Source organism: Phytopseudomonas daroniae, assembly GCF_004327275.1.
GTDB lineage: Bacteria > Pseudomonadota > Gammaproteobacteria > Pseudomonadales > Pseudomonadaceae > Aquipseudomonas > Aquipseudomonas daroniae.
The window spans coordinates 127,581-150,061 of sequence record NZ_QJUJ01000002.1 but is presented as its reverse complement, the minus strand read 5'-3'; the positions used below and the strand labels follow the sequence as shown (position 1 = coordinate 150,061).

The window sequence follows — 22,481 nt, the reverse complement described above, 5'->3', positions numbered from 1 at the left end:
TTAGCTGTCGCTCGTGGCTTGTGACTTGGCGCTGCTCAAATCTGCCCCATCGCCCAGCGCAGCAGGAAGAAGATCAGCAGACCGCCGCCAATGGTCGCCAGCAGATGCCGGGTTACCACCGCGATGGCAATGGTCGTCAGCCCTGCCAGGAGATAGGCGTTGTCCCAGCGCAGAGCCCAGTGCTCGCCGTCCGGCAGCAACATGCCGGGCACCACGATGGCCGTGAGCACGGCGGTCGGCACGTAATGCAGGGCCTGGCGCACTGCCTGGGGAAAGCGCAGATCGGGAAAGGCGAACAGGCTGTAGCGCGTGGCGAAAGTGATCGCCAGCATGCCGAAAATCAGCATCCAGTTTTCCATCAGCAAGGCTCCTCCTGCAGTGGGCGCTGATAACGCTCCAGCAGCACGCCGACCAGAATGCCGGCAAAGGCAGCAGCCATCAGGCCTAGCTTGTACGGCAACTCATGACACACCAATGCGACCACCGCGGCCACCAGCGCCGCCGCTACCTGCGGGCGGTTGCGCAGCATCGGTACGACGACACCGATAAAGGTGGCAATCATGGCGAAATCCAGCCCCCAGGCCGCGATGTTCGGCACCGCCTGACCGAACACCAGGCCGATCAGGGTGCAGCTCACCCAGTTGACGTACATGGCCAGCCCGGCGCCGAGGAAATACCAGTGCTTGTGCGGCGACGCATCCGTTTCGGCGTAACGCTGCTGCACCACGGCAAAGGTTTCGTCGGTCAGCCAGAATGCCAGTGGCACGCGCCAGCGCTTGGGCAGGTGGCGAACGAAAGGCTGCAGGGTCGCGCTGTACAGGGCGTGGCGCAGGTTGACCACCAGAGTGGTCAGCCACAGCACCGCCAGCGTCGCGCCACCGCCGAGCAGGCTGATGGCGATGAACTGCGCGGAGCCGGCAAACACCAGCACCGACATGCCGACGGCTTGCCAGGCACTGAGCCCGGCGGCGCCGGCCAGGCTGCCGTAGATGATGCCGAACGGCATGGCACCGAGCAGCATCGGCAGCATGTCGCGCAGCCCCTGCAGAAATTCGTGTTGACGGGACATGAGATCCGAACCATTGGCCATATGGGAGCCCGCTTGCGGGCGATCGAGGCTGCAAAAGCGCTCGCCACAAAGGCTATGTGATCGGCACTGCGGTCGTCTTGAACGATCTTGCGCAAGCGTTGCGATATTCACCGGGCGCCACCCCATAAGCCTGCTTGAACTGCCGCCCAAGGTGGCTCTGGTCGGAGAAGCCCAGTTGCAGGGCCACATTCAGGGGTGCGCAGCCATCGCGCAGCAGGGCTCGCGCCTGCTCGAGCCGCCGTTGCTGCAGCCAGGCATGGGGCGGCAGGCCGGTGGAGCGCCGGAATACCCGAGCGAAATGGAACGGAGACAGATTCACGGCAGCGGCCAGTTCCTCCAGTGACGGCGGCTCGCCCAGGCGTGAAGCAAGCAGCTCCTTGGCCTGCATCACGGCACGGGGCTCCAGACCAGGTACAGTCGCCTGGGTGACACCGGCGTGACGCTGGAACAGCAACAACAGCGTTTCGCGCCATACCGTCTGCTGTTGCAATACGCTCGCGTCGCTATCGAGCAAGCGATGCAACTCGCCGAATGCCTGGTGTAGCTGCGCATCCTGCAGAACGCTGGCGGCGAAAGAAGGCATGCCGCGATGTGCCAGCCCCAGCTCTTCGAGAACCCCATCGACCTGTGCAGGAGCTGGATAGAAAGCACGGTAGAGCCAGCCCTGCTCGTGGGCTGCCGAGCCCGTGTGCACTTCATCCGGATTGATCAGCACCATGCTGCCGACGGGTGCCAGGTGGTCGGCCCCACGGTGACGAAAACGCTGCGCACCGTGCTCGATCACGGTAAACACGAACCCCTCATGCACGTGAGGGGTGAAGCGCTGCTTGATATAGCGTGCCTGCAGCAGCTCCACGCCGACCAACGCCGAACTTTCCCAGAAGCGGGTGCGTTCACCGGAATCCATGCTTGATCAGACGCCGAAGCGCGCCTCCAGACCTGCCTTGACCACCGGCCACTCCTGATCGGTGATGCTGTACATCACGGTATCGTCGAGACGCCCGTCGGCCAGGCGGCGATGATTGCGCAGCAGCCCTTCGCGGACGGCACCGAGCTTTTCGATGGCACGCTGAGAGCGCAGATTGCTGCCAGCGGTTTTCAGTTGTACGCGCACCATCTGCCAGCTTTCGAAGGCATGGCGCAGCATCAGGTACTTGATCATGCTGTTGAGACCGGTGCCGTGCTGGCTGGCGTCCAACCAGGTCCAGCCGATTTCCACGGTAGGCAGGGTCGGCACGAAGTCGGCGAAACGGGTGGTACCGACCAACTGATCGCCCAGGCGAATCACGAACGGCAACGCCCGATCCTCGCGCTGCTCGTGCAGAGCCTGGCGATACCAGTCCAGGCGCTGGGTGCCGCTCATGTAGACCAGTTCCTGCCGGTTGGCTTCGGCCAGGGTCACCAGAGCAGGAATATCTCCATCGAGCAGCGGCTCGATGCGCAGGGCGCCACGTTGTAGCGTGATCAACTGCGGCTTGAACATTGATTCTCTCCACGAACAGCGGCGAAGGCCCATCAGTCTCGCATCGAACGCAGGGCCTGTCTGCCTTAAAACAGGTTGCAACAGGGTGCCGCAACGACTCCCGATGTACATGTGCGACCTTGGTCGCGCCTGACGCTGCGGTGCTTTGCTGCGACACTACTGCGCTATCTTCTACGTCTCGATACAAGCACGTAAAGGCGCGCATGCGATGATGCGCTCGCCCCTTGGTTTTCCCGGAGTACGCATGTCGCTGTCCAGCTGGCTTATCGCTGCGGTCGCCCTGATCTATATGGCCGTTCTGTTTGCCATCGCCTTCTACGGTGACCGTCGGCGCAAACCGCTGCCGCCCAGGGTGCGTGCCTGGGTCTACAGCCTGTCGCTGGCGGTGTACTGCACCAGTTGGACCTTCTTCGGCGCCGTCGGCCAGGCCGCCGAGCAGTTGTGGTCGTTCCTGCCGATCTACCTCGGGCCGATGCTGCTTCTGCTGTTCGCTCCCTGGGTGATCGAGAAGATGGTGCTGATCAGCAAGCAGGAAAACATCACCTCGATCGCCGACTTCATCGCTGCCCGCTATGGCAAGTCACAGTCGCTGGCCATCGTCGTCGCGCTGATCTGCCTGGTCGGCGTACTGCCCTACATCGCCCTGCAACTCAAGGGCATCGTGCTCGGTGTCAACCTGCTGATCGGCTCGGAAACCGATGCCGACGGCACCCGTGCCCAGGACACCGCGCTGATCGTCTCGGTGATCCTGGCGCTGTTCACCATCCTGTTCGGCACCCGCAACCTCGACGTCACCGAGCACCACCGTGGCATGGTGCTGGCCATTGCTTTCGAGTCGCTGGTCAAGCTGCTGGCCTTCTTCGCCGTGGGCGCCTTCGTCACCTACGGCCTGTACAACGGCTTCGGCGATCTGTTCGCCCAGGCGCAACGCAACACGGAGTTGGAGGAGTACTGGGCCGTGGCGGTGAACTGGCCGGCGATGCTGGTGCAGACCGGCATGGCGATGATCGCCATCGTCTGCCTGCCCCGTCAGTTTCACGTTACCGTGGTGGAGAACACCGAACCGCGGGATCTGCGCCTGGCGCGCTGGGTGTTCCCGCTGTACCTGCTGCTCGCCGCGCTGTTCGTCATCCCCATCGCCCTGGCCGGGCAGATGCTGCTGCCCGCAGGCGTCAGCCCGGACTCGTTCGTGATCAGCCTGCCGCTGGCCGAAGCTCACCCGGCCCTGGCCCTGCTGGCCTTCATCGGCGGCGCCTCGGCGGCGACCGGCATGGTGATCGTCGCCTCGGTGGCGCTGTCGACCATGATTTCCAACGACATGCTGCTGCCCTGGCTACTGCACCGCAAGAGCACCGAGCGCCCCTTCGAGGCGTTCCGCCACTGGATGCTCACCGCGCGCCGGGTCAGCATCGTGCTGATCCTGCTGCTGGCCTACGTCTGCTATCGCCTGCTCGGCACCAACGCCAGCCTGGCGACCATCGGGCAGATTTCCTTCGCCGCCATCGGCCAACTGGCGCCTGCCATGTTCGGCGCCCTGGTGTGGAAACAGGCCAACCGGCGCGGCGTGTTCGCCGGCCTGATCACCGGCGCCGCCCTGTGGTTCTACACCCTGGTGCTGCCCGTGCTGGCCCGCGGCCTCGGCTGGCCGCTGGATATTTTCCCCGGCCTGCGCACGCTGCTATACGCCCCACTGGGTTTCGAGGTGGATGCCCTGACCCGGGGCGTGGTGCTGTCGCTGGCCGGCAACCTGACGCTGTTCGCCTGGGTGTCGTTCTTCTCACGCACCCGGGTTTCCGAGCACTGGCAGGCCGGGCGCTTCGTCAACCACGACTTTGGCAGCAAACAGGGCGGCCGTACCGCACTTGCGGTGCAGATCAACGACCTGCTGTTGCTGGCCGGGCGCTTCGTCGGTGAGGAACGCGCGCAGCACAGCTTCAGCCGTTTCGCCGCGCGCCAGGGCAAGGCCTTCAACTCGGCGCAGCCGGCCAACAGCGAATGGATCGCCCACACCGAACGCCTGCTGGCCGGCGTACTCGGTGCTTCTTCGACCCGTGCGGTAGTCAAGGCAGCCATCGAAGGCCGCGACATGCAGGTCGAGGACGTGGTGCGCATCGTCGGCGAAGCCAGCGAAGTGCTGCAGTTCAACCGAGCCCTGCTGCAAGGCGCCATCGAGAACATCAGCCAGGGCATCAGCGTGGTCGACCAGTCCCTGAGCCTGGTGGCCTGGAACCATCGCTACCTGGAAATTTTCCAGTACCCGGAAGGCCTGATCTGCGTCGGTCGGCCGATTGCCGAGATCATCCGCTTCAACGCCGAGCGCGGCATGCTCGGCGACACCGATGTCGAGGAAAGCGTGGCCAAACGCCTGTACTGGATGCGCCAGGGCACCGCCCACAGTTACGAGCGGGTGTTCCCCAACGGCCGGGTCATCGAGCTGATCGGCAACCCAATGCCGGGCGGTGGCTTCGTCATGAGCTTTACCGACATCACCGAATTCCGCGAGGCCGAACGCGCCCTCAAGGCGGCCAATGAGGGCCTCGAACAACGCGTTGCCGAGCGTACCCATGAACTGTCGCAACTGAACCAGGCACTGACCGTGGCCACCGGCGTCGCCGAAACGGCCAACGCTTCCAAAACCCGCTTTCTCGCCGCAGTCAGCCACGACCTGATGCAGCCGCTGAATGCCGCCCGCCTGTTCTCCGCCGCCCTCTCCCACCAGGAAGAAGCGCTGCCGCGCGAAGCCCAGGAGCTGGTGCGCCACCTGGACAGCTCACTGCGCTCCGCGGAAGACCTGATCAGCGATCTGCTCGACATCTCGCGCCTGGAAAATGGCCGCATCACCCCGGATCGCAATGCCTTCGCCCTCAACAGCCTGTTCGATACCCTGGGTGCCGAATTCAAGGTGCTGGCAGCAGAGCATGGCGTTGACCTGCATCTGCGTGGCAGCAAGCTGCGGGTGGACAGCGACATCAAGCTGCTGCGCCGTGTGCTGCAGAACTTTTTGACCAACGCTTTTCGCTACGCCAAGGGCCGCGTGCTGCTGGGCGTACGCCGCCAGGGCGGGCACCTGCGCCTAGAAGTGTGGGATCGCGGGCCGGGTATTCCCGAGGACAAGCGCAAGACCATCTTCGAGGAATTCAAACGCCTGGACAGCCACCAGACCCGCGCCGAAAAAGGTCTGGGTCTGGGTCTGGCGATCGCCGACGGGCTGTGCCGGGTACTCGATCACAGCCTGGAGGTGCGTTCCTGGCCGGGCAAAGGCAGTGTGTTCAGCGTCACCGTGCCGATCGCCCGCAGCCAGGTGCCCACGGTTCAGCGCCCACGGCCCGAAGGCAACGGCCAATTGCTGACCGGCACCCAGGTGTTGTGCATCGACAACGAAGAAAGCATCCTCACCGGCATGCACAGCCTGCTGTCGCGCTGGGGCTGCCAGGTCTGGTCTGCGCGCAACCGCGCCGAGTGCGAGCAACTGCTCAACGACGAAGTACGCCCGCACCTGGCGCTGGTCGACTATCACCTCAACGAAGGCGACACCGGCACCGAACTGATGGCCTGGTTGCGCACACGCCTGGGTGAACCGGTACCCGGTGTGGTGATCAGCGCCGACGGCCGCCCCGAGCTGATCGCCCAGGTGCATGCCGCGGGCCTGGATTTCCTGCCCAAACCGGTGAAGCCAGCCGCCTTGCGCGCGCTGATCAGCCGCCACCTGCCGCTGCAGTGAACGAAGAGGGTCTTGCCAGGCGCCCCGTTTCTTGCGAAAACGCAGGCCCTCGAAAATGAACGGACAAGCGATATGAGTGATGAGCTGCGTGTAGAAGACCTGCAGGTGGGGGATGGCAAGGAAGCGGTCAAAGGCGCCTTGATCACCACTCAATATCGCGGCTGGCTGGAAGACGGCAGCGAGTTCGACTCGTCCTACTCGCGCGGCAAACCCTTCCAGTGCGTGATCGGTACAGGTCGGGTCATCAAGGGCTGGGATCAGGGGCTGATGGGCATGAAGGTCGGCGGCAAGCGTCGCCTTTTCGTTCCTGCGCACCTGGCCTACGGAGAGCGGTCGATGGGTGCGCACATCACACCCAACTCGAACCTGACGTTTGAAATCGAACTGCTGGAAGTGCTGACGCGGGACGACTGAGCAGCCTCTGTGATCTCGTCCTGGGCGTGGCTCGAGCCGCTCGAAGCTCAGCCCTTCGCTGCCCTTGATGCCTCAGAGATCCAGGAAACGAAATCGCCCTGGCAGTGAGAGACTCAGTCGTCCTCAGGGTCATCCAGCGGCAGGCCAGCGGCTCGTTCGAGCAGCTCGGGAGGCAGGCTCTTGCTGGCTCGGGCGCCGAGCAGCTTGAGGTTTTCGGCGCGGCTTATCAGGTTGCCGCGACCGTCGACCAGCTTGTTGCGGGCGCCGGAGTATGCTTTGTCGAGTTGCTGCAGGCGCATGCCCACCTCGTCCAGATCCTGGATGAAGGCCACGAACTTGTCGTACAGCGCGCCCGCCCGCTCGGCGATCTCCCGGGCATTCTGGCTTTGCCGCTCCTGACGCCAGAGGCTGTCGATCACCCGCAACGTAGCCAGCAACGTGGTCGGGCTGACGATCACGATGTGCTGGTCGAAAGCCTCCTGGAACAGGCCCGGATCGGCCTGCAAAGCGGCTGCGAACGCGGCCTCGATGGGCACGAAAAGCAGCACGAAGTCCAGGCTGTGCAACCCGTCGAGATGCTGGTAATCCTTGAGTGACAGCCCCTTGAGATGGCTGCGCAAGGACAGCACGTGCTGCTTCAGGGCGAGTTGCCGCGTCGCATCATCGGTGGCGGCCACGCACTGCTGATAGGCAGTGAGGCTGACCTTGGCGTCGACCACCACCTGCTTCTCGCCCGGCAACTGGATCAGCACATCCGGCTGGAAGCGTTCACCGTCGGCACTCTTGAGGCTGACCTGGGTGTGGTACTCGCGGCCCTTTTGCAGGCCGGCGTGCTCCAGCACCCGTTCGAGCACCAGCTCGCCCCAGTTACCCTGGGTTTTCTGGCCTTTGAGCGCCTGGGTCAGATTCATCGCCTCCTCGCTCAGGCGCTGATTGAGCCCCTGCAGGCGTTCCAGCTCCTTACCCAGGGAAAAGCGCTCGCGCGCTTCCTGCTGATAGCTTTCCTCGACGCGCTTCTCGAAGGATTGAATGCGCTCCTTGAGCGGATCGAGCAACTGGCCGAGGCGCTGCTGACTGGTTTCCGAGAAACGCTGCTCGCGCTCGTCGAAGATCTTGCCTGCCAGCTCGGCGAACTGCGCCCGCAAGGCATCGCGGGCGCCTTGCAGATCGTCGAGGCGCTGCTGATGGTGCTCCTGCTGCTCATGCAGTTCGGCGGCCAGCCCGGCTCGCTCGGTGTCCAGACGACGCAGCTCGGCTTCCTGCTGATCACGCAACGCCTGCCCGCCCTTGATCTGCTCGCGGGCCAGTTGCAGGTCGTTTTGCAGCAGATGGGTTTCCCGGCGCAGCGCGGCCAGCTCGGCCTGCTGGTCAGCCTTGATCTCGATGATCTCGGCCAGTTCGTCGCGGCAATTGTCCAGTTGCGCACTCAAGCCCGCCTGGGCCAGTTGCGCCGCATTCATCCGCTCCTGTGCCAGACCGGATTGCAGACGCATCTCCTCGGCCTGCCGCGACAAGGCGACGGTTCGCAGCAATAAAGGAATGGCAGAGAGCAGAGCGCCGATCAGAAAGGCCGGCAGCAGCGAAGCGAGATCGAAGGGCATACGAACATCCAGGCGAGACTGCCAGGCAGTATACCCGCGCGGACGCGCCTACGAAGGCTACAGACGACGCAGCAAGTCTCTGGCCTCCTCGACGCCCTGCAACGCCGCCAGCTCGAGCCAGTGCCTGGCTAGCTGCGGCTCGAGGGTGCGCGGCTGGCAATAGAGACGGCCCAGCTCCAACTGAGCGGCGCCGTCACCGGCTCGTGCGGCCTGGCGCAGCAGCTCCACGCCGATACGGCGATCACGGGTATTGCCACAGTCGCGGCAGAGCATCTGGCCGAGACGGCTCTGCGCCTGAACCACCCCCTGACGCGCAGGTTGCTTGAGCAGGCGACCGGCAATGCGTTTTACGCTGGGTGCATGCCCCAGACGCGGGCTGTCCAACAACCAGGCGGCAACGCGAACAGGTACCTGGGCACGCACGGGAAGCATATGAAGTTTGGGATGGGGCAGAGCGCGGGGCATATGGAGTAAAGCGGGGCTACGGAACAGGCGCGCCACTCTACTCTTTTTTATTCACAGGTAAACCCCGCCCTACTCCCTGCTGGCCTGCTTGTGACAATCCACAGAAGCTGTGGATAACTTTGTGTGTATCGTGGGAGAAATGCTCCCCAACGCCGATGGTGTGGGCTCCTGAGTCAAACTGGTTATTTTTTGGCCACATCAAAAAAATCCATATTTTTCATGCACTTAAAAACACCCCTACGATAATCGGAGGATTTGTGCAAGCGCCAATAAGCTGCTTGACAAGCTACATCGCGATTGTGCACAAGTCCGCCGGCAGACCCGCTGCAACGCCCTTTTGCAGGGCACCAGCCAGGCGTTATCGGCTCTGCGCCCTGACAGACGGAGGTTTGGCCCCTGCACCAATAAAGCCCATGTCACCTTGCTGACATAAAACTCTGAGCGAGCCACCCGCGAAACCAGGTTTGGCAGGTCGTGCTGCTTCGGGTTACCGTCGCCAATCCACCCGCCGATGGATGACGCCCATGCTCAGCCGCCGCACCAGGCTGCGACTGTTTGTTGTTTTCACGCTGCTCGTGGTGTCCATCGCTGTCCTTTATCTCGGTGGCCGCTACCTGCTGCAGCGCAATGGCGTCGAAAAACTCGATTGGCATGGCGTTTCGCTCTCCAGCGCTGGCCTGCTGGTCAAGAACCTGGAGCTGCGACAGCGCAGCAGCGCTGGCACCCTGGATATGCACAGCCAGGATCTGCAACTGGCCTGGCGCGACTTCGACTTGAGCCTGCCGTTCTGGCAGCACCTGGATATCGACCGTCTGACGATTACCTGGCTACCGACAGACAATGACGTAGCACCGCCCACTCCATCGGCCGATCTCGACCTGCAGCAATTGGCTGCGCCGCTCGCCTTGCTGCCACGCAGCCTGAAGGTTCGCGACTTCGACGCCACCCTGCCCTGCGCCCGCGGGCAATGCACCGCCACAGGTGACCTGAGCCTGCTGCGCGGTGAGGATGACCACATCACGCTGCAGTTGAATGTCGATCACCAGGCACAGGTCTTGAGTGGCTCGCTCGCTCTACAGTCGCAGAGCGACGAACTCGACCTGCAACTGACCCTGGCCGTCGATCAGCAGCCGCAACTGACCGTGAAAAGCAGCCTCGCACAAGTTGGCGATGGCCTGGCCTGGAGTGGTCAGCTCGACGCGACGCAACTGACTCAAGCGGCGGCCCTGCAGAACTGGCTGAGCGCCTGGACGGTGCCAGACGGCACGCAGTGGCCTCAGGCCCCAGGAGAGGTTGGCCTGGAGGGCTCATGGCAGTTGAACCTGCCACGCCGCGCAATCGATGTGGACAACCTGCTGGCCGCCAGCGGCCAGTTCGATGTGCAAGGCAACCTGCCGCAGCCCTGGCCATTTCCCGGCCTCGGACAGTTGCAGGGCCAGTTGGCACTGGCAGCGCACAATGACGGGCAGCAATGGATCGCCAGGCGCGTCGAGGCTGACCTGCAACTGACAGAACCGAGCGCTGACTGGCTGAACGCTCTGCCAGCGGAATTACACGGCGAATCCCTGCGCGTACAGGTGCAGGCCGATACGGTGCTCGGCGGCCTGCGCGCCGAACTGGCCGAGCGCAGCCTGCCACTGAAGCTGACGCTGGCACTGCGTGGCGCTACCCGCCTGGACTTGCAGGGCCGCCTGGCGCTGGCAAGCTCAGCCCCCTGGGCCGTGCAGTTCGCCGACACGCGCCTCACCACGCGCACCGCCAAGGCGAACCAGGCTGGCTGGCAAGCCGGCGAACTGACCAGCGACCTCAAGCTGGCCGGCCATGCCGATGGCAATGGGGTCGAGTTGAACATTGGCCAGGGCTCGCAGGTTCAAGCGGCAACGCTGAAAAGCGCCGACCTGAGCGCACAAAAGCTGCAGATCAGTCTCGGCGGCAGCGCCCTGAACCTGCAATTGCAGGACGGCGCTCTGCAACACTGGCAGTTCAAGGGCCCGCTGAACCTGAGCACCACGCGCCTGGAGCAGGCCAATCTCAAGCCTCAGGGCTGGCGCTTGCAGAGCCAGGTAGCGGCAGCGGATCTGGCCGGCACCTTGCGCGGCAAGCTGGGCAACGACAGCGACCTGCAACTCGACCTCGACGCCCGCCTCGATGCCGCGCACAACCTGCAGCTCAAGGCGACCCTCGGTGAACTGTTCATGCGCTCCGGCAACCCACTGGCAAAAACCCTGGTGCAATGGCCGGAATTGCTCGACCTCAATAACGGGCGCCTGAACGCTACTGCAAGCCTGGCGCTGGCCGCTGACAGCAGCGCCCCAAACGTTGACCTGACCCTCACCGGCAAGGGCCTCGGCGGTATTTATGACCGCTCCGAACTGAGCGGCCTGGACACCCGCCTGCAGTTCAAGCTGGCGCGCCAGCGCTTCGACCTGAGCATAGAGGAACTGCATCTGCAGCAGGCCAACCCCGGCCTGCCCATCGGCCCCGTACAAGTGCGCGGCCGCTACAGCGCGACGCTGGCCACCGCGGACAAGGGCCAGTTGCAGTTGAACCTGGCACAGACCGATCTCATGGGTGGGCGCGTCATCCTCACGCCAGGGCAATGGGATCTCGCCGCCAGCAATCAGTTGTTTCCAATCCAGATTCGCGGCCTGGAACTCCAGCAGCTTTTCACCCTCTACCCGGCTGAAGGCCTGGCCGGTAGTGGCACCCTGGATGGGGATCTGCCCGTGCGCCGTGGCCAGAACGGTATCGAGGTGGAGCAAGGCCATATCGCCGCACGCAAACCCGGCGGGCGCCTGCAGTTCAGTTCGGAGAAGATCAAGGCCCTGGGCCGCAGCAACCCGGCGATGCAACTGGTTACACAGTCCCTGGAAGACTTCAACTTCACCACCCTGAACAGCTCTGTCGACTATGATCAGCACGGTAAACTGCGTCTGGTCATGCGCCTGGAAGGTCAGAACCCGGCCATCGAGAATGGCCGGCCGATTCACTTCAACATCAACCTGGAGGAGGACATCCCCAATCTGCTCGCCAGCCTGCAACTGACGGATCGGGTCAACGAGATCATCACGCGGCGCGTGCAACAGCGAATGTTGCAACGCAACACCGCACCCAAGGAGCCTTGACGAGGAGAAGCGCCATGCGCTTGCGTAGTTGCATCACCGCCCTGCTGCTGGGGCTACTGAGCGTAGCCTGTACCCCGACGGTACAACTGGCGATGCCTAACGAGCCGATCAACATCAATCTGAATGTGAAGATCGAGCACGAGATCTATATCAAGGTGGATAAGGCGCTGGACAGCATGTTCAGTGAATCCAGCGGACTGTTCTGAGGAAAACCTACATGAGTCTGATCAAACCCTTCGCCGGTCTGTTGCTGCTACTCAGCCTGAGCCTGCCAGCCCATGCCCTCAGCCTCAACGAGGCGATGTCCGCCCTGGGTGATGCCAAGGCCAGCGGCCAGCTCGGCGAGATGCCCAGCGGCTACCTCGGCGTGGTCAAATCCGGCGGCCAGGCCGACGAGATCGCCAGGCTGATCAACGCGGCCCGCCGCGCCGAGTATCAGAAGCTCGCCCAGCAGAACGGTATCCAGCTCAGCGACGTGGAAACCATCGCCGGGCAGAAAGCCATCGACAAGACCCCGAGCGGCCAGTACATCCAGCAGCAAGGGCAATGGCGTCGCAAGTGATGACCGCCAAACCACCCGCTGCCGAGTGCTGCGGGTGGTTTCTGGAGAACGTATGAAAGGCCCGCCGACCGACGCAGCCAGAATCTGCGGCGTGACCGACAATCGCCGTGGGGGCGCGGTTCCTACAAAAGCGTGGCAGTTCGTGGGTGGGTGACAACCTATCATCACTTCGATGGGTTGCCACCCATCCTACGGCTCCAGTAGCAGGATGGATTAGCGAAGCGTAATCCGTCGTTTACCGCAAACCGCCTGTATCCGCGATAGGCCAGAACGCCTCACCTTCGTGCGGAGCGCTCTGCCGTTTGAGCGCGGTGATGCCGCTTTCTTGCGGCGGATTACGCCTACGGCTAATACGCCCTACGGTTTACGAGTTGCATGGGTCATGCTGTACGGTGCAACGCTCAGGTTCGTCTCCCCCTCTCTCGCGACGAAACGATCCGCCCGAAGCGAATGGCACAGTGAAAAAAGTCATTCTTGGATCTTTCCAGCACCGTTCCTTTGCACAAGGATGAAGCCCCTTTTTAGCGGGTCGAGCCGCACTCAGGCGCTCGATATCCCACCAGGCACATGGAATACAAGGAGATACAGGTGCAACGATCCCCACTCATTACCCTGCTGTCAGCGCTCCTGCTGACGGCGGTCGCTCAATGCTCATATGCCGACCAGCAAGTGATCGACGAAGGTGAGCGTCGTGCCCGGAGTGCCGGCGCCGCGCTGGTCGGCAAACCCGCCCCCAACGCCGTACTGACCAGCATCGACGGCGAACGCATCGATCTGGCTCAGTTGTACGGCAAGAAGCCGGTGTACCTTAAATTCTGGGCGACCTGGTGCGTACCCTGCCGTCAGCAGATGCCCGGGTTCGAAGCCATCGAGCAGAGCCTTGGCGAGCAGATTGAGGTGATTGCGGTCAACACCGGTTTCAGCGATGACGCCGAGTCCATACGCGCCTACCGCAAGGAGCTGGGCCTCAGCATGCCGGTGGTGGTCGACGATGGCAGCCTGGCTGCCGCCCTCAATCTGCGGGTCACGCCGATGCATGTGCTGATCGGCCGCGACGGGCGCATCGCCTATATCGGCCACCTCGACGATGCTCCTCTGCATGCCGCGCTGGCAGAGCTGTTGAAAAACGAGGCGGCCGAAAAAACCGCCGATACTGGCAGCGCTGAAGCGATACCCACGTTCAAGGTCGGCGATAAGGTGCAAGGCCTCCAGGCCACCACCCTGGATCAACACCTGATCAACCTCGACGAACCGGCAGGCAAACCGCGCGCCCTGGTGTTCTTCGCCCCCTGGTGCGAGTCTTATCTGGAACAGAGCCGTCCACAAACGTCGCAGGCGTGCAAGCGGGTACGCGAAACGGTCGACGAGCTGACCGCCAGCAGCGACGCCGAATGGCTGGGCGTTTCCTCCGGCCTGTGGGTCTCACGCGAGGATTTGCAGGAATACGCCGACACCTCCAAACCGAACCTGCCGCTGGCGCTCGATGAGAGCGATGCGCTGTTCCGGGCCTTCGCCATTCGCGACATCCCCAGCGTGGTACTGCTCGACCGCCAGGGCCGCGTGAAGCGCATCCTCGGCCCGCAGGACACGCAACTGAAAGAAGCGTTACACGAACTGAGCGCGCGCTGACCGCCCCGCGACAGAGACCTGCCCATGATCAGGATTATCGTCCTGCTGCTGACCCTGGCCGCCTGCCTGCAGGCGGCCGCACAACAGATGCCCGATTACGACGAGGTGCTGATCGCCTCTTCGCTGATGGCCGAAAGCCCCAACCCGGCCCCCGGAAAACGCACCACCCTGGCCGTGCTGATGGAGCCCCAGGGCGACTGGCACGGCTACTGGAAACAACCCGGCGATGTCGGCTTGGCACCGACCCTCGACTGGCAGCTGCCTGCTGGTGTTACGGTGGGAGAAGCCGCCTACCCGGTACCCGAGACCCTGCTGCTCGATGGCCTGATGAATCATGTCTACGAACAGCCCTATGCCGTGCTGGTTCCCCTTGAGGTGCCTGCAGATATGGCACCCGGCACGCTGCTGAAGATCGGCCTGCAGATGCAATACCTGGCCTGCCGTTACGATGCCTGCGTACCAGAACGCGCCACCTTGTCCATAGACCTCATGGTTGGTGATGGTCGCCCGGATGCTGCGCTGACCACACGCTTTGCCGACTGGCGCAGAGCGCTGCCGCGCCCATTGGGCTCGCTCGCCAGTTTGCAGATAGAGAACGGTCGCCTTCGTCTGCAGGTACCAGTGCCTGCCGATCTGGACATCGGCGAGGCGCACCTGTTCTCGGCCAGCCCCGGAGCGCTGAAAAACGCAGCGCCACAACAATTCAGCCGGGACGGCGATCTGCTGATCATCGAGACCGCGGCAGGCGACGAGGCACCCGCCACCTTTCGCGGCGTCCTGGCCCTGGGCGACGGTAGCGGGCTGGAGATCCAGTCCGGATCCGCCGCCATCCAGCCGCAGGCGTCAGCTCCCAATAGCCGCACGGCGCTGACGACCACACTGCTCGCGGTGGCTGGTGCCATTCTCGGCGGCCTGCTGCTCAACATCATGCCCTGCGTTTTTCCGATTCTGAGCCTCAAGGTGCTCAGCATCACCCGCGCCAACGGCCGGGCTGAAGACGCCCGTAGCGAGGCCCTGGCCTACACCGCCGGGGTCATACTGGTGTGCCTGGCGCTCGGAGCGTTGATCCTGCTGCTACGTGCAGCAGGCACTCAGATAGGCTGGGCCTTCCAGTTGCAGGATCCCAGGGTGATAGCCCTGCTCCTGCTGCTCACCACCGCCATCGCCTTCAACCTCGCCGGCCTGTTCGAACTGGGCTCGGTAAGCGTGGGAGATCGGCTGGCATCCAGTGGCGGTCGCCGCGGCGCCTTCTGGACAGGCGCACTGGCAGCCTTCGTCGCCACGCCCTGCAGCGGGCCTTTCATGGCCACGGCGCTGGGCGCTGCGCTGATACTGCCAACGCTATCGGCCTTGCTGATTCTCACCGGGCTGGGGCTGGGCATCGCCCTGCCCTTCCTGCTGCTCGGATTCTCCGCACGCCTGCGTCGGTGTCTGCCCAAACCTGGCCCCTGGATGGAGACGGTACGCAGGGTATTGGCGGTGCCTATGTTCCTGACGGTACTGGCGTTGCTCTGGGTGCTGGCGCAGCAGGTTTCAGCCAACAGCCTGGTACTCGGCATTGCCGCCGCCATGCTCCTGGCCCTTGGCCTGTGGATGACCGGCCTGCGCCAGCGCCGCGCCGGCAAGGCGCCCTGGCTGCCGGCCGGCCTGGCCGCGGCACTCGCTCTGGCAGGCTGCCTCAGCCTGGCCGAAGCACCAGAGCGGCAAACATCGAGAGGCGAAAGCAGCGTGGCAACCGAAGCCTTCGACGAACAGCGCCTGGAGACTTTGCGCAATGGGCCAGACCCACTGTTCGTGTACTTCACCGCTGATTGGTGCGTGACCTGCAAGCTCAATGAAAAAGCGGCCATCGATCGCGAGGAAACCCGCCAGGCCTTCGCCGACGTGGGGGCAATCGTGATGATCGGAGACTGGACACGAGGCGATCCGCATATCACCGCCTTCCTGGAGAAACACGGCCGCTCCGGTGTCCCTCTCTACCTCTGGTATCGCCCCGGCGTTGCCGAACCGGAGATCTTGCCACAGTTGCTCAGCCCGGGGCTGCTGGTCGAGCTGGCGGGCTCCTGAGGCAACGGCTCAACCGCCTTTCAGGATCCGCGCCACATCCCTGGCGCCGCGCTCGATGGAGTCTTCGTCATAAGGTGCGAAGCCCATTATCAGGCCGGGCGCCTGAGGCCTCACGCAGTAGCGCTGCAAGGGCATCACATCGATGCCCTGCGTGGCCAGACGCGCCAGGGCATCGAGCTCATCGCACGCTTGCAGACGACATACCACATCCAGCCCGGCGCGTATCGGCGGCACCTCGAGCAGCCCTTGCCAGTGCCGCTCGGCCGCATGGGCGAAGGCCTCGGCACGGGCGGCGTAAAGCTTGCGCATACGCCGCAGGTGACGGTCGAAATGCCCCTCGGCGATAAAGTCGGCCAACACCGCCTGGGCCAGGCTGTTGGCGTGCCGCGCAGTCAACGAGACCAGTCGGGTGAAGCTTTCCAGCAACTGCGGCGGCAGCACCACGTACGCGATGCGCAGCGACGGAAACAGCAGCTTGCTGAAGGTGCCGGCGAGAATCACCTGAGCCTCGGTATTGGCCATGCTGCGCAGCGCCGGGATGGGTTTGGCGACGAAGCGGTACTCGCTGTCGTAATCGTCTTCGAAGATGTAGCTGCCGTTCTCGCTGGCCCAGCGCAGCAACGCCAGACGCCGCGCCGGTGACAATTCACCGCCGAGTGGCGCCTGATGCGATGGGGTGACATACGCCATGCGTGCATTCGGCGCCAGGCGCACGGCCTGCTCGACCTGCATGCCTTCGCGGTCGACCGGTACATCGACCAGCTCCACGCCGCTGGCCTTCATCAACTGCCGCGCGCCGGGATAGCCTGGATCTTCCATCCATACCTTCTCGCCGGGCGCGACCACCAGCCGAAGGGTCAGATCCAGCGCCTGCTGAACGCTGCCGAGAATGACGATGCGCTCGGCGCCGACCTGCACGCCGCGGGCAATCGACAGATACTGGGAGATGGCGCTACGCAGCGCCGGCAAGCCCGCCGGGTCGGCATCCAGCATGTCGAGTAGCCGGGACGAGCGCAGGTGTCCGGCATGCAGTTTGCGCCACAGGTCGATGGGGAACGCCAGCACGTCGCCACGATGGGGAAAGAACGGCCGCAAGCCAGGCTGTACACCACCCGTCATGAAGATCGGTTTCTCAGCCGCCAGACGCTTCACCCATAGGGTATCCGGTGCCTCGCGCTGCTGCTCTGCCGGCGGGGTGATGCGCCGCCTTACATAGCCGGCGTTCAGGGTGGCATCCGGCAGCACGGCGCAGACCCGCGTGCCATAGCCGCTGTCGGTATCCAGATAGCCCTCGGACTGCAGTTGCTGGTAAGCCGCCTGCACCGTGCCGCGGGCCAAGCCGTAGCGCTCGGCCAGCGAACGCGTACTGGGCAGCAGGCTGCCCGATGGCAGGCGGTTGCTGAGAATCGCCTCACGCAGCGATGCATACAGCCAGCGCTGCAGGCTCTCGCCCGGCTGCGGTGCACCGAGCGGGAGAGATACCACCAACGGCCCCTGATTCTTGCCAGCCATACACCCTCACTTGGATCAATTCACTTGCTGCTTTATGGATCAATACGCTGATCCAATTCAAGCAGAGAATCACCTCGTCAACCGCTACCGATCACGCCCCATGGCGTATCGCCCCTCCTGCGCCGCAGTTCGCGGCCAGGTCACCGTTTTCGAGGAACCACTGATGAAACAACGAATTCTGGTCGTCGGCACCGGCTTCGCCGGTCTGTGGAGCGCCCTGAGCGCGGCGCGCCTGCTCGACCTGCAGGCACGTGACGATATCGAAGTCTGCGTGATTGCTCCCAAGGCACAGTTGCACGTACGCCCTCGCTTCTACGAGGCGGATGTGGCGCGGATGAGCACTACGCTGGATGAGCTGTTCGCCGTGGTCGGAATCCGCTTCGTACAGGGCTGGGTCACCGGGATCGACAGCTCCGCGCAAACCCTGACCTATCGAGATGAACGGCAAACCGAAAGCGAGCTGAGCTACAGCCGTCTGATCCTGGCTAGCGGCAGCCAGGTGATCCGTCCGGCCTTGAGTGGCGTCGAACACGCCTTCGATGTCGACAGCCTGGAGCAGGCCGTGACTCTGGAACGTCACCTCCACGGTTTGCGTGACCTGCCAGACAGCCCGGCACGCAATACAGTGGTGATCGCGGGCGGTGGTTTCACCGGGATCGAAACCGCGACCGAGCTGCCGGCACGCCTGCGGGCAATCCTCGGCAACGAGGCCAATATTCGCGTCATCGTGGTCGACCGCGGCGCGCAGATCGGTGCCAGCCTGGGAGAGCAGGTCGCCCCGATAGTCGCCGAAGCCTGCGCCCAGCAGGGCGTCACCTGGCGCCTGGGCAGCTCGGTCAGCGCGGTGGACGCAGGCGGCATCACCCTTGCGAGCGGCGAGCGCATCGACGCCCTCACGGTCATCTGGACGGTCGGCGTACAAGCCTCGCCGCTGACCGGACAGTTGCCCGCCAAGCGTGATACCCAAGGCCGCCTGCATGTCGATCGACACCTGAGGATCACAGGGCTGCAAAACCTGTATGCCGCCGGTGATACCGCTTTCGCGGCAACCGACGACAAAGGCAACCACGCCCTGATGACCTGCCAGCATGCCATCGCCCTGGGCCGCTCGGCAGGCAATAACGCCGCGGCCGACCTGCTCGGTATCGACCCCATCGCCTACAGCCAGCCCAAGTACGTCACCTGCCTGGATCTCGGCGAATGGGGCGCGCTGTTCACTGAAGGCTGGGAGCGCAAGGTGCTGCTGACCGGTGCCGAGGGCAAACAGCTCAAGACCCAGATCAACACGCAATGGATCTACCCACCGGCAGCCGTCCGCGAAACCGCACTGGCCGCGGCCGACCCGCTGATCCCGGTGGTGGCCTGAGCCCTGTCACGCCCATGGCGACGAGCGCCAACGGGTGACATCGGTGAACTTCCGCTGGTGAGATAAACCACCTCGGCCGTCATCCGAACAGGATGCACGGCCGACGATTTTCTTCAATACAGCCACCACCGCGCATCGACAGACTGCCGGGCATCTTTTCTCGAGAAGCGATGCCCGTCATGCAGCAGTTCCTGATCATTGCCGCCGCCCACTTCCTGGCGCTGCTTTCCCCCGGCCCGGATTTCTTTCTGATCGCCCGCACCTCGCTGTCCGTTGGCTGGCGAGTCGCCAGCGGCGCCTGCCTGGGTATCGCGTTGGCCAATGGCCTGTTCATCGTCGCGGCGTTTACCGGCGTGTCGATCCTGCAGCCGGGCAGCGTGCCCTTCATCGCCCTGCAACTGATCGGCTGCCTGTATCTGCTCTACCTCGGAGCGTTGTTCATCCGCCACGCCGGCAGCAGCGTGCTGCAGGCCTCGGGCGGGGTCGTGCCAGCCAGGCAACTCACCTGGCTACAGGCCACCGGCATGGGTTTTCTGTCCGGCATCCTCAACCCCAAGAACGCGCTGTTCTACGTCAGCCTGGCGAGCATGCTCGGCAGCTCGCACAGCAGTGCCGGCTGGAAGCTGTTCTACGGGCTATGGATGTTTGCCGTGGTGCTCGGTTGGGATCTGCTGGTGGCGCTGGCAATCGGCAACAGGCGCCTGTTGCAGCGCTTTCAGAGAGTTCTCCCAACTCTGGAACGGCTCTCGGGATTGGTACTGATCGTCCTGGCATTGGGAATGCTGGGCATGTTGCTGATGGGCTGACGGTACTCCGATCAATCCTTCAAGCGCGCCGCCAGCGTCGACAGATCGCCGGACAGCCCCTGCATGGCACGGCTCGCCGACTCGCTGCGCTGCAGGTCGGTCTCGTTGCTCTGGGCGATGGAAACGATCTCGACCAGGTTGCGGGCGATGTCTTCGGCGACCGAGGTTTGTTCCTCGGCCGCAGTGGCGATCTGGCGGTTCATGTCGCGGATCGCTTCCACCGCCAGGGTGATGCTGTGCAAGCGCTCGCCGGCCACACCGACCTGGGCACGGCCCGCAGCACTCTGTTGAGCGCCGGCGTTGATGGCCGCAGTCGCCTCCTTCGAAGCGCTCTGCACATTGGCGATCAACTGATGGATTTCGCTGATCGAACTGGCGGTACGGAACGACAGATTGCGCACCTCGTCAGCGACCACCGCGAAGCCCCTGCCCGCATCGCCCGCCCGCGCCGCTTCGATAGCGGCGTTGAGAGCCAGCAAGTTGGTCTGGTCGGCTATGCCACGGATCACTTCCAGCACGCTGCCGATGCGCTCGCTGTCACTTTCCAGGCGCGTGATCACTTCCGAGGTGCGAGTGATCTCGCCGTGCATCTGCTCGATGGTGGCGATGGTACGGGCCATGGTCGCCTCGCCTTCCTGCGCCGCCTGATCGGCTTCATCCGCCGCTCGCGCCGCCGCAGCGGAATGCCGCGCGACCTCCTCGGCCGTCGCACTCATCTCATGCATGGCCGTGGCCACCTGATCGGTACGGGAAAACTGCTCGCGAATGCCGTGGCCGATATGCCCGGCCACGCTGCTCAGGTCGTTGGTCGCGGCATCGAGTTCGCCCGTACCACGGCGCAGTTGCTGCGACAGCGTCTGCATGAACTCGCGCAGGCGATTGGCCGCCTGAGCCAGGCGGCCCACTTCGTCCTCGCGGCCTTCGCTCAGACGTTCACCGAATTGTCCGCGGCTGAGCAGATCGAGCTGGCCGGTTGCCTGCAACAGTGGCGTGGTGATGCGCCGATTGACCAGCCAGGCGCTGAACAGCGCCAACAGTACGCCAAGCCCGAGCATCGCCAGGCTACCGAACAGCACGCTGCGCTGGGCGATTTCGCTCAGTTGCATGGCACTCGCTTGGCTGCGTTCGTGCAACTCGTTGACCAGTGCCGACAACTGCTCGGTGGTCGCCCGGTCGATGCCCTTCACCGCCGCATCGCCGGCCTGAGCGGAAAACCCGGCCGCGACAAAGGCCTCGTAACCACGGCGATAGGCCTGGCCCATCTCGGCATGTGCACGGCGCAATTCGCTCAGGCGCTGGCGAAGCTCGGCACTGCCCGCCGTTTCGATCAAGTGCCCAATCTGCGTCTGCACCCGCCCTTCTTCTTCCTGAAATTGCTGCCAGTAACGATTGCGCTGCGTCTCGTCGGCGCCGCGCAGCAACACGTTCTTCCATTCCTGCACCTGGATCTTGAACGCCAGGTTGGTCGCATCCACCTGCCGCGCCTCTTCGAGAGGATCGCCGAGCAACGCCTGATAACCATCCAACTGCCGCGACAGCAGCGCAAAACCCGCCAGCGCAATCAGCAACATCAACACCAGAGCACCGCCAATCAGCAACACCAATTGGGCACGCAGCGAACGACCAAAGCTCATGAAAAACTCGAACGGAAGGGAGAAGTACGATGATTTTATGAAAGCTGTGTTACGGATATGTTGCAACGCAGTAGCCGGCTGTCTGGCATGCAGGGCCGCGCCAAGGGAAAGATGCCAGAAAGCCCGAGGCATCAGTATATGCAGACCCCAAGGTGACGCCCTACCGAAGCTCGATACTGCGCCGAGCACCACCTTGGCAAGGGAGCGACCGAAGGATGCTGGCGCGCGATTTGTCTCAACAATGATCCGGGTTAACGCTTTTGCGCCCGTTTCCTGGCCTCTTCCGCAGCCTCCTCCATCGCCGCGGCTGCCAGGCCGGAGCAGACCAGCACGCCAGAGCCCTGGGAGAGACATTCGTAGCGCTGCCGATCCTCGCCGGAACTGGTGACGCAGCCCTGCAGAGTGATCCGCTCCTCGATGCCCGCGAAGTTCTTCTGCCCTTGCGCATACTCGACAGCCGTGATTCGACCGGCCTCCATACGCTCCGCCGCCACCGCCTTCAGGTTCTTCATATCCACGGCCGTCCAGCGCATGGCGCTCTGGCACATCTCTCGCTTCGAGACCTTGCCTGAGGTCGCGCCAGCGGCTGCGTTCTGCGTAGGCAATGAAGGGGTAGACACTCGGCCACCCCCCACATACCCCTGGTTGATGCTCACCGGTTCGGCATGCTGCTGAGAGGGCGGCGGCTGGCTGCCGAAATGCTTCTGCCCCTTCTCGTCCACCCAGGTGTACACCTGGCTCTGCGCATGAGTGGAGAGGATGCTGCACAGGACGAACAATGGAAGCGTCTTGCAACCGAGCATGGTTGATAAATCCCTTTACGAAGCGCGGACTACGCAGCGGGCAATCTAGAGCTGGGCGGTAGGTTTGCCAAGTCACAGAATGAGAAAAGCCCCGAGGTTTTAAGATCGGGCCTTTGGAGTGTGCCGGGCGATAGGGATTTAAAGCCGTTTTTAAGCGGTTTCGTTACGTCGCAGTGCATGCCAGTGTGTGATTTTTCTGGAGT

18 protein-coding genes are annotated in these 22,481 nt (G+C 63.7%); 9 read left to right on the top strand and 9 right to left on the bottom strand.

Going from position 1 to position 22,481, the window contains the following annotated elements:
* Positions 1-35: 35 nt before the first annotated feature.
* The 4 genes from DNK10_RS05740 to DNK10_RS05725 all read right to left on the bottom strand — a co-directional run bounded on the left by DNK10_RS05740 (position 36) and on the right by DNK10_RS05725 (position 2,573).
* Positions 36-359, bottom strand: a complete 324-nt coding sequence (locus DNK10_RS05740) for an AzlD domain-containing protein (protein ID WP_131190894.1) — start codon at positions 357-359, stop codon at positions 36-38.
* Positions 359-1,069: an AzlC family ABC transporter permease gene (locus DNK10_RS05735; protein ID WP_131190893.1), complete on the bottom strand. Its 711-nt coding sequence runs from the start codon at positions 1,067-1,069 to the stop codon at positions 359-361. The genes DNK10_RS05740 and DNK10_RS05735 overlap by 1 nt, the downstream gene beginning before the upstream one ends.
* A 73-nt stretch (positions 1,070-1,142) precedes the next feature.
* On the bottom strand, positions 1,143-1,997 hold the full coding sequence (locus tag DNK10_RS05730) for a helix-turn-helix transcriptional regulator (RefSeq protein WP_131190892.1): 855 nt from the start codon (positions 1,995-1,997) through the stop codon (positions 1,143-1,145).
* Positions 1,998-2,003: 6 nt separating this feature from the next.
* Positions 2,004-2,573 (bottom strand): GNAT family N-acetyltransferase, encoded by a 570-nt coding sequence (locus tag DNK10_RS05725; protein ID WP_131178586.1) that lies wholly within the window; start codon positions 2,571-2,573, stop codon positions 2,004-2,006.
* Positions 2,574-2,817: 244 nt separating this feature from the next.
* On the opposite strand from DNK10_RS05725, the gene DNK10_RS05720 reads away from it, so the two are divergent.
* Positions 2,818-6,294 carry a hybrid sensor histidine kinase/response regulator gene (locus DNK10_RS05720; RefSeq protein WP_131190891.1) on the top strand — a complete coding sequence of 1,159 codons (3,477 nt, stop codon included), beginning with the start codon at positions 2,818-2,820 and terminating at the stop codon, positions 6,292-6,294.
* 72 nt (positions 6,295-6,366) lie between these two features.
* The gene (locus tag DNK10_RS05715) at positions 6,367-6,708 is read left to right on the top strand and encodes an FKBP-type peptidyl-prolyl cis-trans isomerase (protein WP_131190890.1); all 342 of its coding nucleotides are present in this window, start codon (positions 6,367-6,369) and stop codon (positions 6,706-6,708) included.
* A 113-nt stretch (positions 6,709-6,821) separates the two neighbouring features.
* On the opposite strand, the gene DNK10_RS05710 is transcribed toward DNK10_RS05715, so the two are convergent.
* The gene (locus DNK10_RS05710; RefSeq protein ID WP_131190889.1) at positions 6,822-8,309 is read right to left on the bottom strand and encodes a DNA recombination protein RmuC; all 1,488 of its coding nucleotides are present in this window, start codon (positions 8,307-8,309) and stop codon (positions 6,822-6,824) included.
* Between the two features lie 57 nt (positions 8,310-8,366).
* Positions 8,367-8,741 (bottom strand): tetratricopeptide repeat protein, encoded by a 375-nt coding sequence (locus tag DNK10_RS05705; RefSeq protein WP_242674633.1) that lies wholly within the window; start codon positions 8,739-8,741, stop codon positions 8,367-8,369.
* A gap of 557 nt (positions 8,742-9,298) precedes the next feature.
* On the opposite strand from DNK10_RS05705, the gene DNK10_RS05700 reads away from it, so the two are divergent.
* The 5 genes from DNK10_RS05700 (at position 9,299) to DNK10_RS05680 (ending at position 16,157) form a co-directional block, all read left to right on the top strand.
* Entirely contained in the window at positions 9,299-11,899 is a 2,601-nt protein-coding gene (locus tag DNK10_RS05700; protein ID WP_165495951.1) for an intermembrane phospholipid transport YdbH family protein, read from the top strand.
* 14 nt (positions 11,900-11,913) lie between these two features.
* Positions 11,914-12,105 (top strand): YnbE family lipoprotein, encoded by a 192-nt coding sequence (locus tag DNK10_RS05695; RefSeq protein ID WP_042553186.1) that lies wholly within the window; start codon positions 11,914-11,916, stop codon positions 12,103-12,105.
* Between the two features lie 11 nt (positions 12,106-12,116).
* On the top strand, positions 12,117-12,461 hold the full coding sequence (locus tag DNK10_RS05690) for a YdbL family probable chaperone protein (protein WP_131190886.1): 345 nt from the start codon (positions 12,117-12,119) through the stop codon (positions 12,459-12,461).
* Positions 12,462-13,049: 588 nt separating this feature from the next.
* Positions 13,050-14,090: a TlpA family protein disulfide reductase gene (locus DNK10_RS05685; RefSeq protein WP_244216209.1), complete on the top strand. Its 1,041-nt coding sequence runs from the start codon at positions 13,050-13,052 to the stop codon at positions 14,088-14,090.
* A 24-nt stretch (positions 14,091-14,114) separates the two neighbouring features.
* A complete protein-coding gene (locus DNK10_RS05680; RefSeq protein ID WP_244216208.1) occupies positions 14,115-16,157 on the top strand; it encodes a protein-disulfide reductase DsbD family protein in 2,043 nt (680 codons plus the stop codon).
* Positions 16,158-16,166: 9 nt separating this feature from the next.
* Here the strand turns inward: DNK10_RS05680 and pdxR are convergent, their stop codons facing one another.
* Complete coding sequence (gene pdxR, locus DNK10_RS05675; RefSeq protein ID WP_131190883.1) at positions 16,167-17,669, bottom strand: MocR-like pyridoxine biosynthesis transcription factor PdxR; 1,503 nt, start codon at positions 17,667-17,669, stop codon at positions 16,167-16,169.
* A gap of 163 nt (positions 17,670-17,832) precedes the next feature.
* Here pdxR and DNK10_RS05670 point away from each other — a divergent pair, with 163 nt between their 5' ends.
* Positions 17,833-19,035 carry an NAD(P)/FAD-dependent oxidoreductase gene (locus tag DNK10_RS05670; RefSeq protein ID WP_131190882.1) on the top strand — a complete coding sequence of 401 codons (1,203 nt, stop codon included), beginning with the start codon at positions 17,833-17,835 and terminating at the stop codon, positions 19,033-19,035.
* 179 nt (positions 19,036-19,214) lie between these two features.
* Positions 19,215-19,841 (top strand): LysE family translocator, encoded by a 627-nt coding sequence (locus tag DNK10_RS05665; RefSeq protein ID WP_131190881.1) that lies wholly within the window; start codon positions 19,215-19,217, stop codon positions 19,839-19,841.
* Positions 19,842-19,852: 11 nt separating this feature from the next.
* On the opposite strand, the gene DNK10_RS05660 is transcribed toward DNK10_RS05665, so the two are convergent.
* Together DNK10_RS05660 and DNK10_RS05655 are read right to left on the bottom strand one after the other, a co-directional pair.
* Positions 19,853-21,475, bottom strand: a complete 1,623-nt coding sequence (locus DNK10_RS05660; RefSeq protein WP_131190880.1) for a methyl-accepting chemotaxis protein — start codon at positions 21,473-21,475, stop codon at positions 19,853-19,855.
* Between the two features lie 251 nt (positions 21,476-21,726).
* Positions 21,727-22,278 (bottom strand): DUF4124 domain-containing protein, encoded by a 552-nt coding sequence (locus DNK10_RS05655; protein ID WP_131190879.1) that lies wholly within the window; start codon positions 22,276-22,278, stop codon positions 21,727-21,729.
* Between the last annotated feature and the right edge of the window lie 203 nt (positions 22,279-22,481).

Coding starts and splice junctions, on each gene's coding strand:
- DNK10_RS05730 (WP_131190892.1), bottom strand. CDS start 1,997: ATGGATTCCGGTGAACGCACCCGCTTCTGGGAAAGTTCGGCGTTGGTC.
- pdxR (WP_131190883.1), bottom strand. CDS start 17,669: ATGGCTGGCAAGAATCAGGGGCCGTTGGTGGTATCTCTCCCGCTCGGT.
- DNK10_RS05680 (WP_244216208.1), top strand. CDS start 14,115: ATGATCAGGATTATCGTCCTGCTGCTGACCCTGGCCGCCTGCCTGCAG.
- DNK10_RS05700 (WP_165495951.1), top strand. CDS start 9,299: ATGCTCAGCCGCCGCACCAGGCTGCGACTGTTTGTTGTTTTCACGCTG.
- DNK10_RS05715 (WP_131190890.1), top strand. CDS start 6,367: ATGAGTGATGAGCTGCGTGTAGAAGACCTGCAGGTGGGGGATGGCAAG.
- DNK10_RS05710 (WP_131190889.1), bottom strand. CDS start 8,309: ATGCCCTTCGATCTCGCTTCGCTGCTGCCGGCCTTTCTGATCGGCGCT.
- DNK10_RS05660 (WP_131190880.1), bottom strand. CDS start 21,475: ATGAGCTTTGGTCGTTCGCTGCGTGCCCAATTGGTGTTGCTGATTGGC.
- DNK10_RS05665 (WP_131190881.1), top strand. CDS start 19,215: ATGCAGCAGTTCCTGATCATTGCCGCCGCCCACTTCCTGGCGCTGCTT.
- DNK10_RS05740 (WP_131190894.1), bottom strand. CDS start 359: ATGGAAAACTGGATGCTGATTTTCGGCATGCTGGCGATCACTTTCGCC.
- DNK10_RS05705 (WP_242674633.1), bottom strand. CDS start 8,741: ATGCTTCCCGTGCGTGCCCAGGTACCTGTTCGCGTTGCCGCCTGGTTG.
- DNK10_RS05725 (WP_131178586.1), bottom strand. CDS start 2,573: ATGTTCAAGCCGCAGTTGATCACGCTACAACGTGGCGCCCTGCGCATC.
- DNK10_RS05735 (WP_131190893.1), bottom strand. CDS start 1,069: ATGTCCCGTCAACACGAATTTCTGCAGGGGCTGCGCGACATGCTGCCG.
- DNK10_RS05670 (WP_131190882.1), top strand. CDS start 17,833: ATGAAACAACGAATTCTGGTCGTCGGCACCGGCTTCGCCGGTCTGTGG.
- DNK10_RS05690 (WP_131190886.1), top strand. CDS start 12,117: ATGAGTCTGATCAAACCCTTCGCCGGTCTGTTGCTGCTACTCAGCCTG.
- DNK10_RS05695 (WP_042553186.1), top strand. CDS start 11,914: ATGCGCTTGCGTAGTTGCATCACCGCCCTGCTGCTGGGGCTACTGAGC.
- DNK10_RS05720 (WP_131190891.1), top strand. CDS start 2,818: ATGTCGCTGTCCAGCTGGCTTATCGCTGCGGTCGCCCTGATCTATATG.
- DNK10_RS05655 (WP_131190879.1), bottom strand. CDS start 22,278: ATGCTCGGTTGCAAGACGCTTCCATTGTTCGTCCTGTGCAGCATCCTC.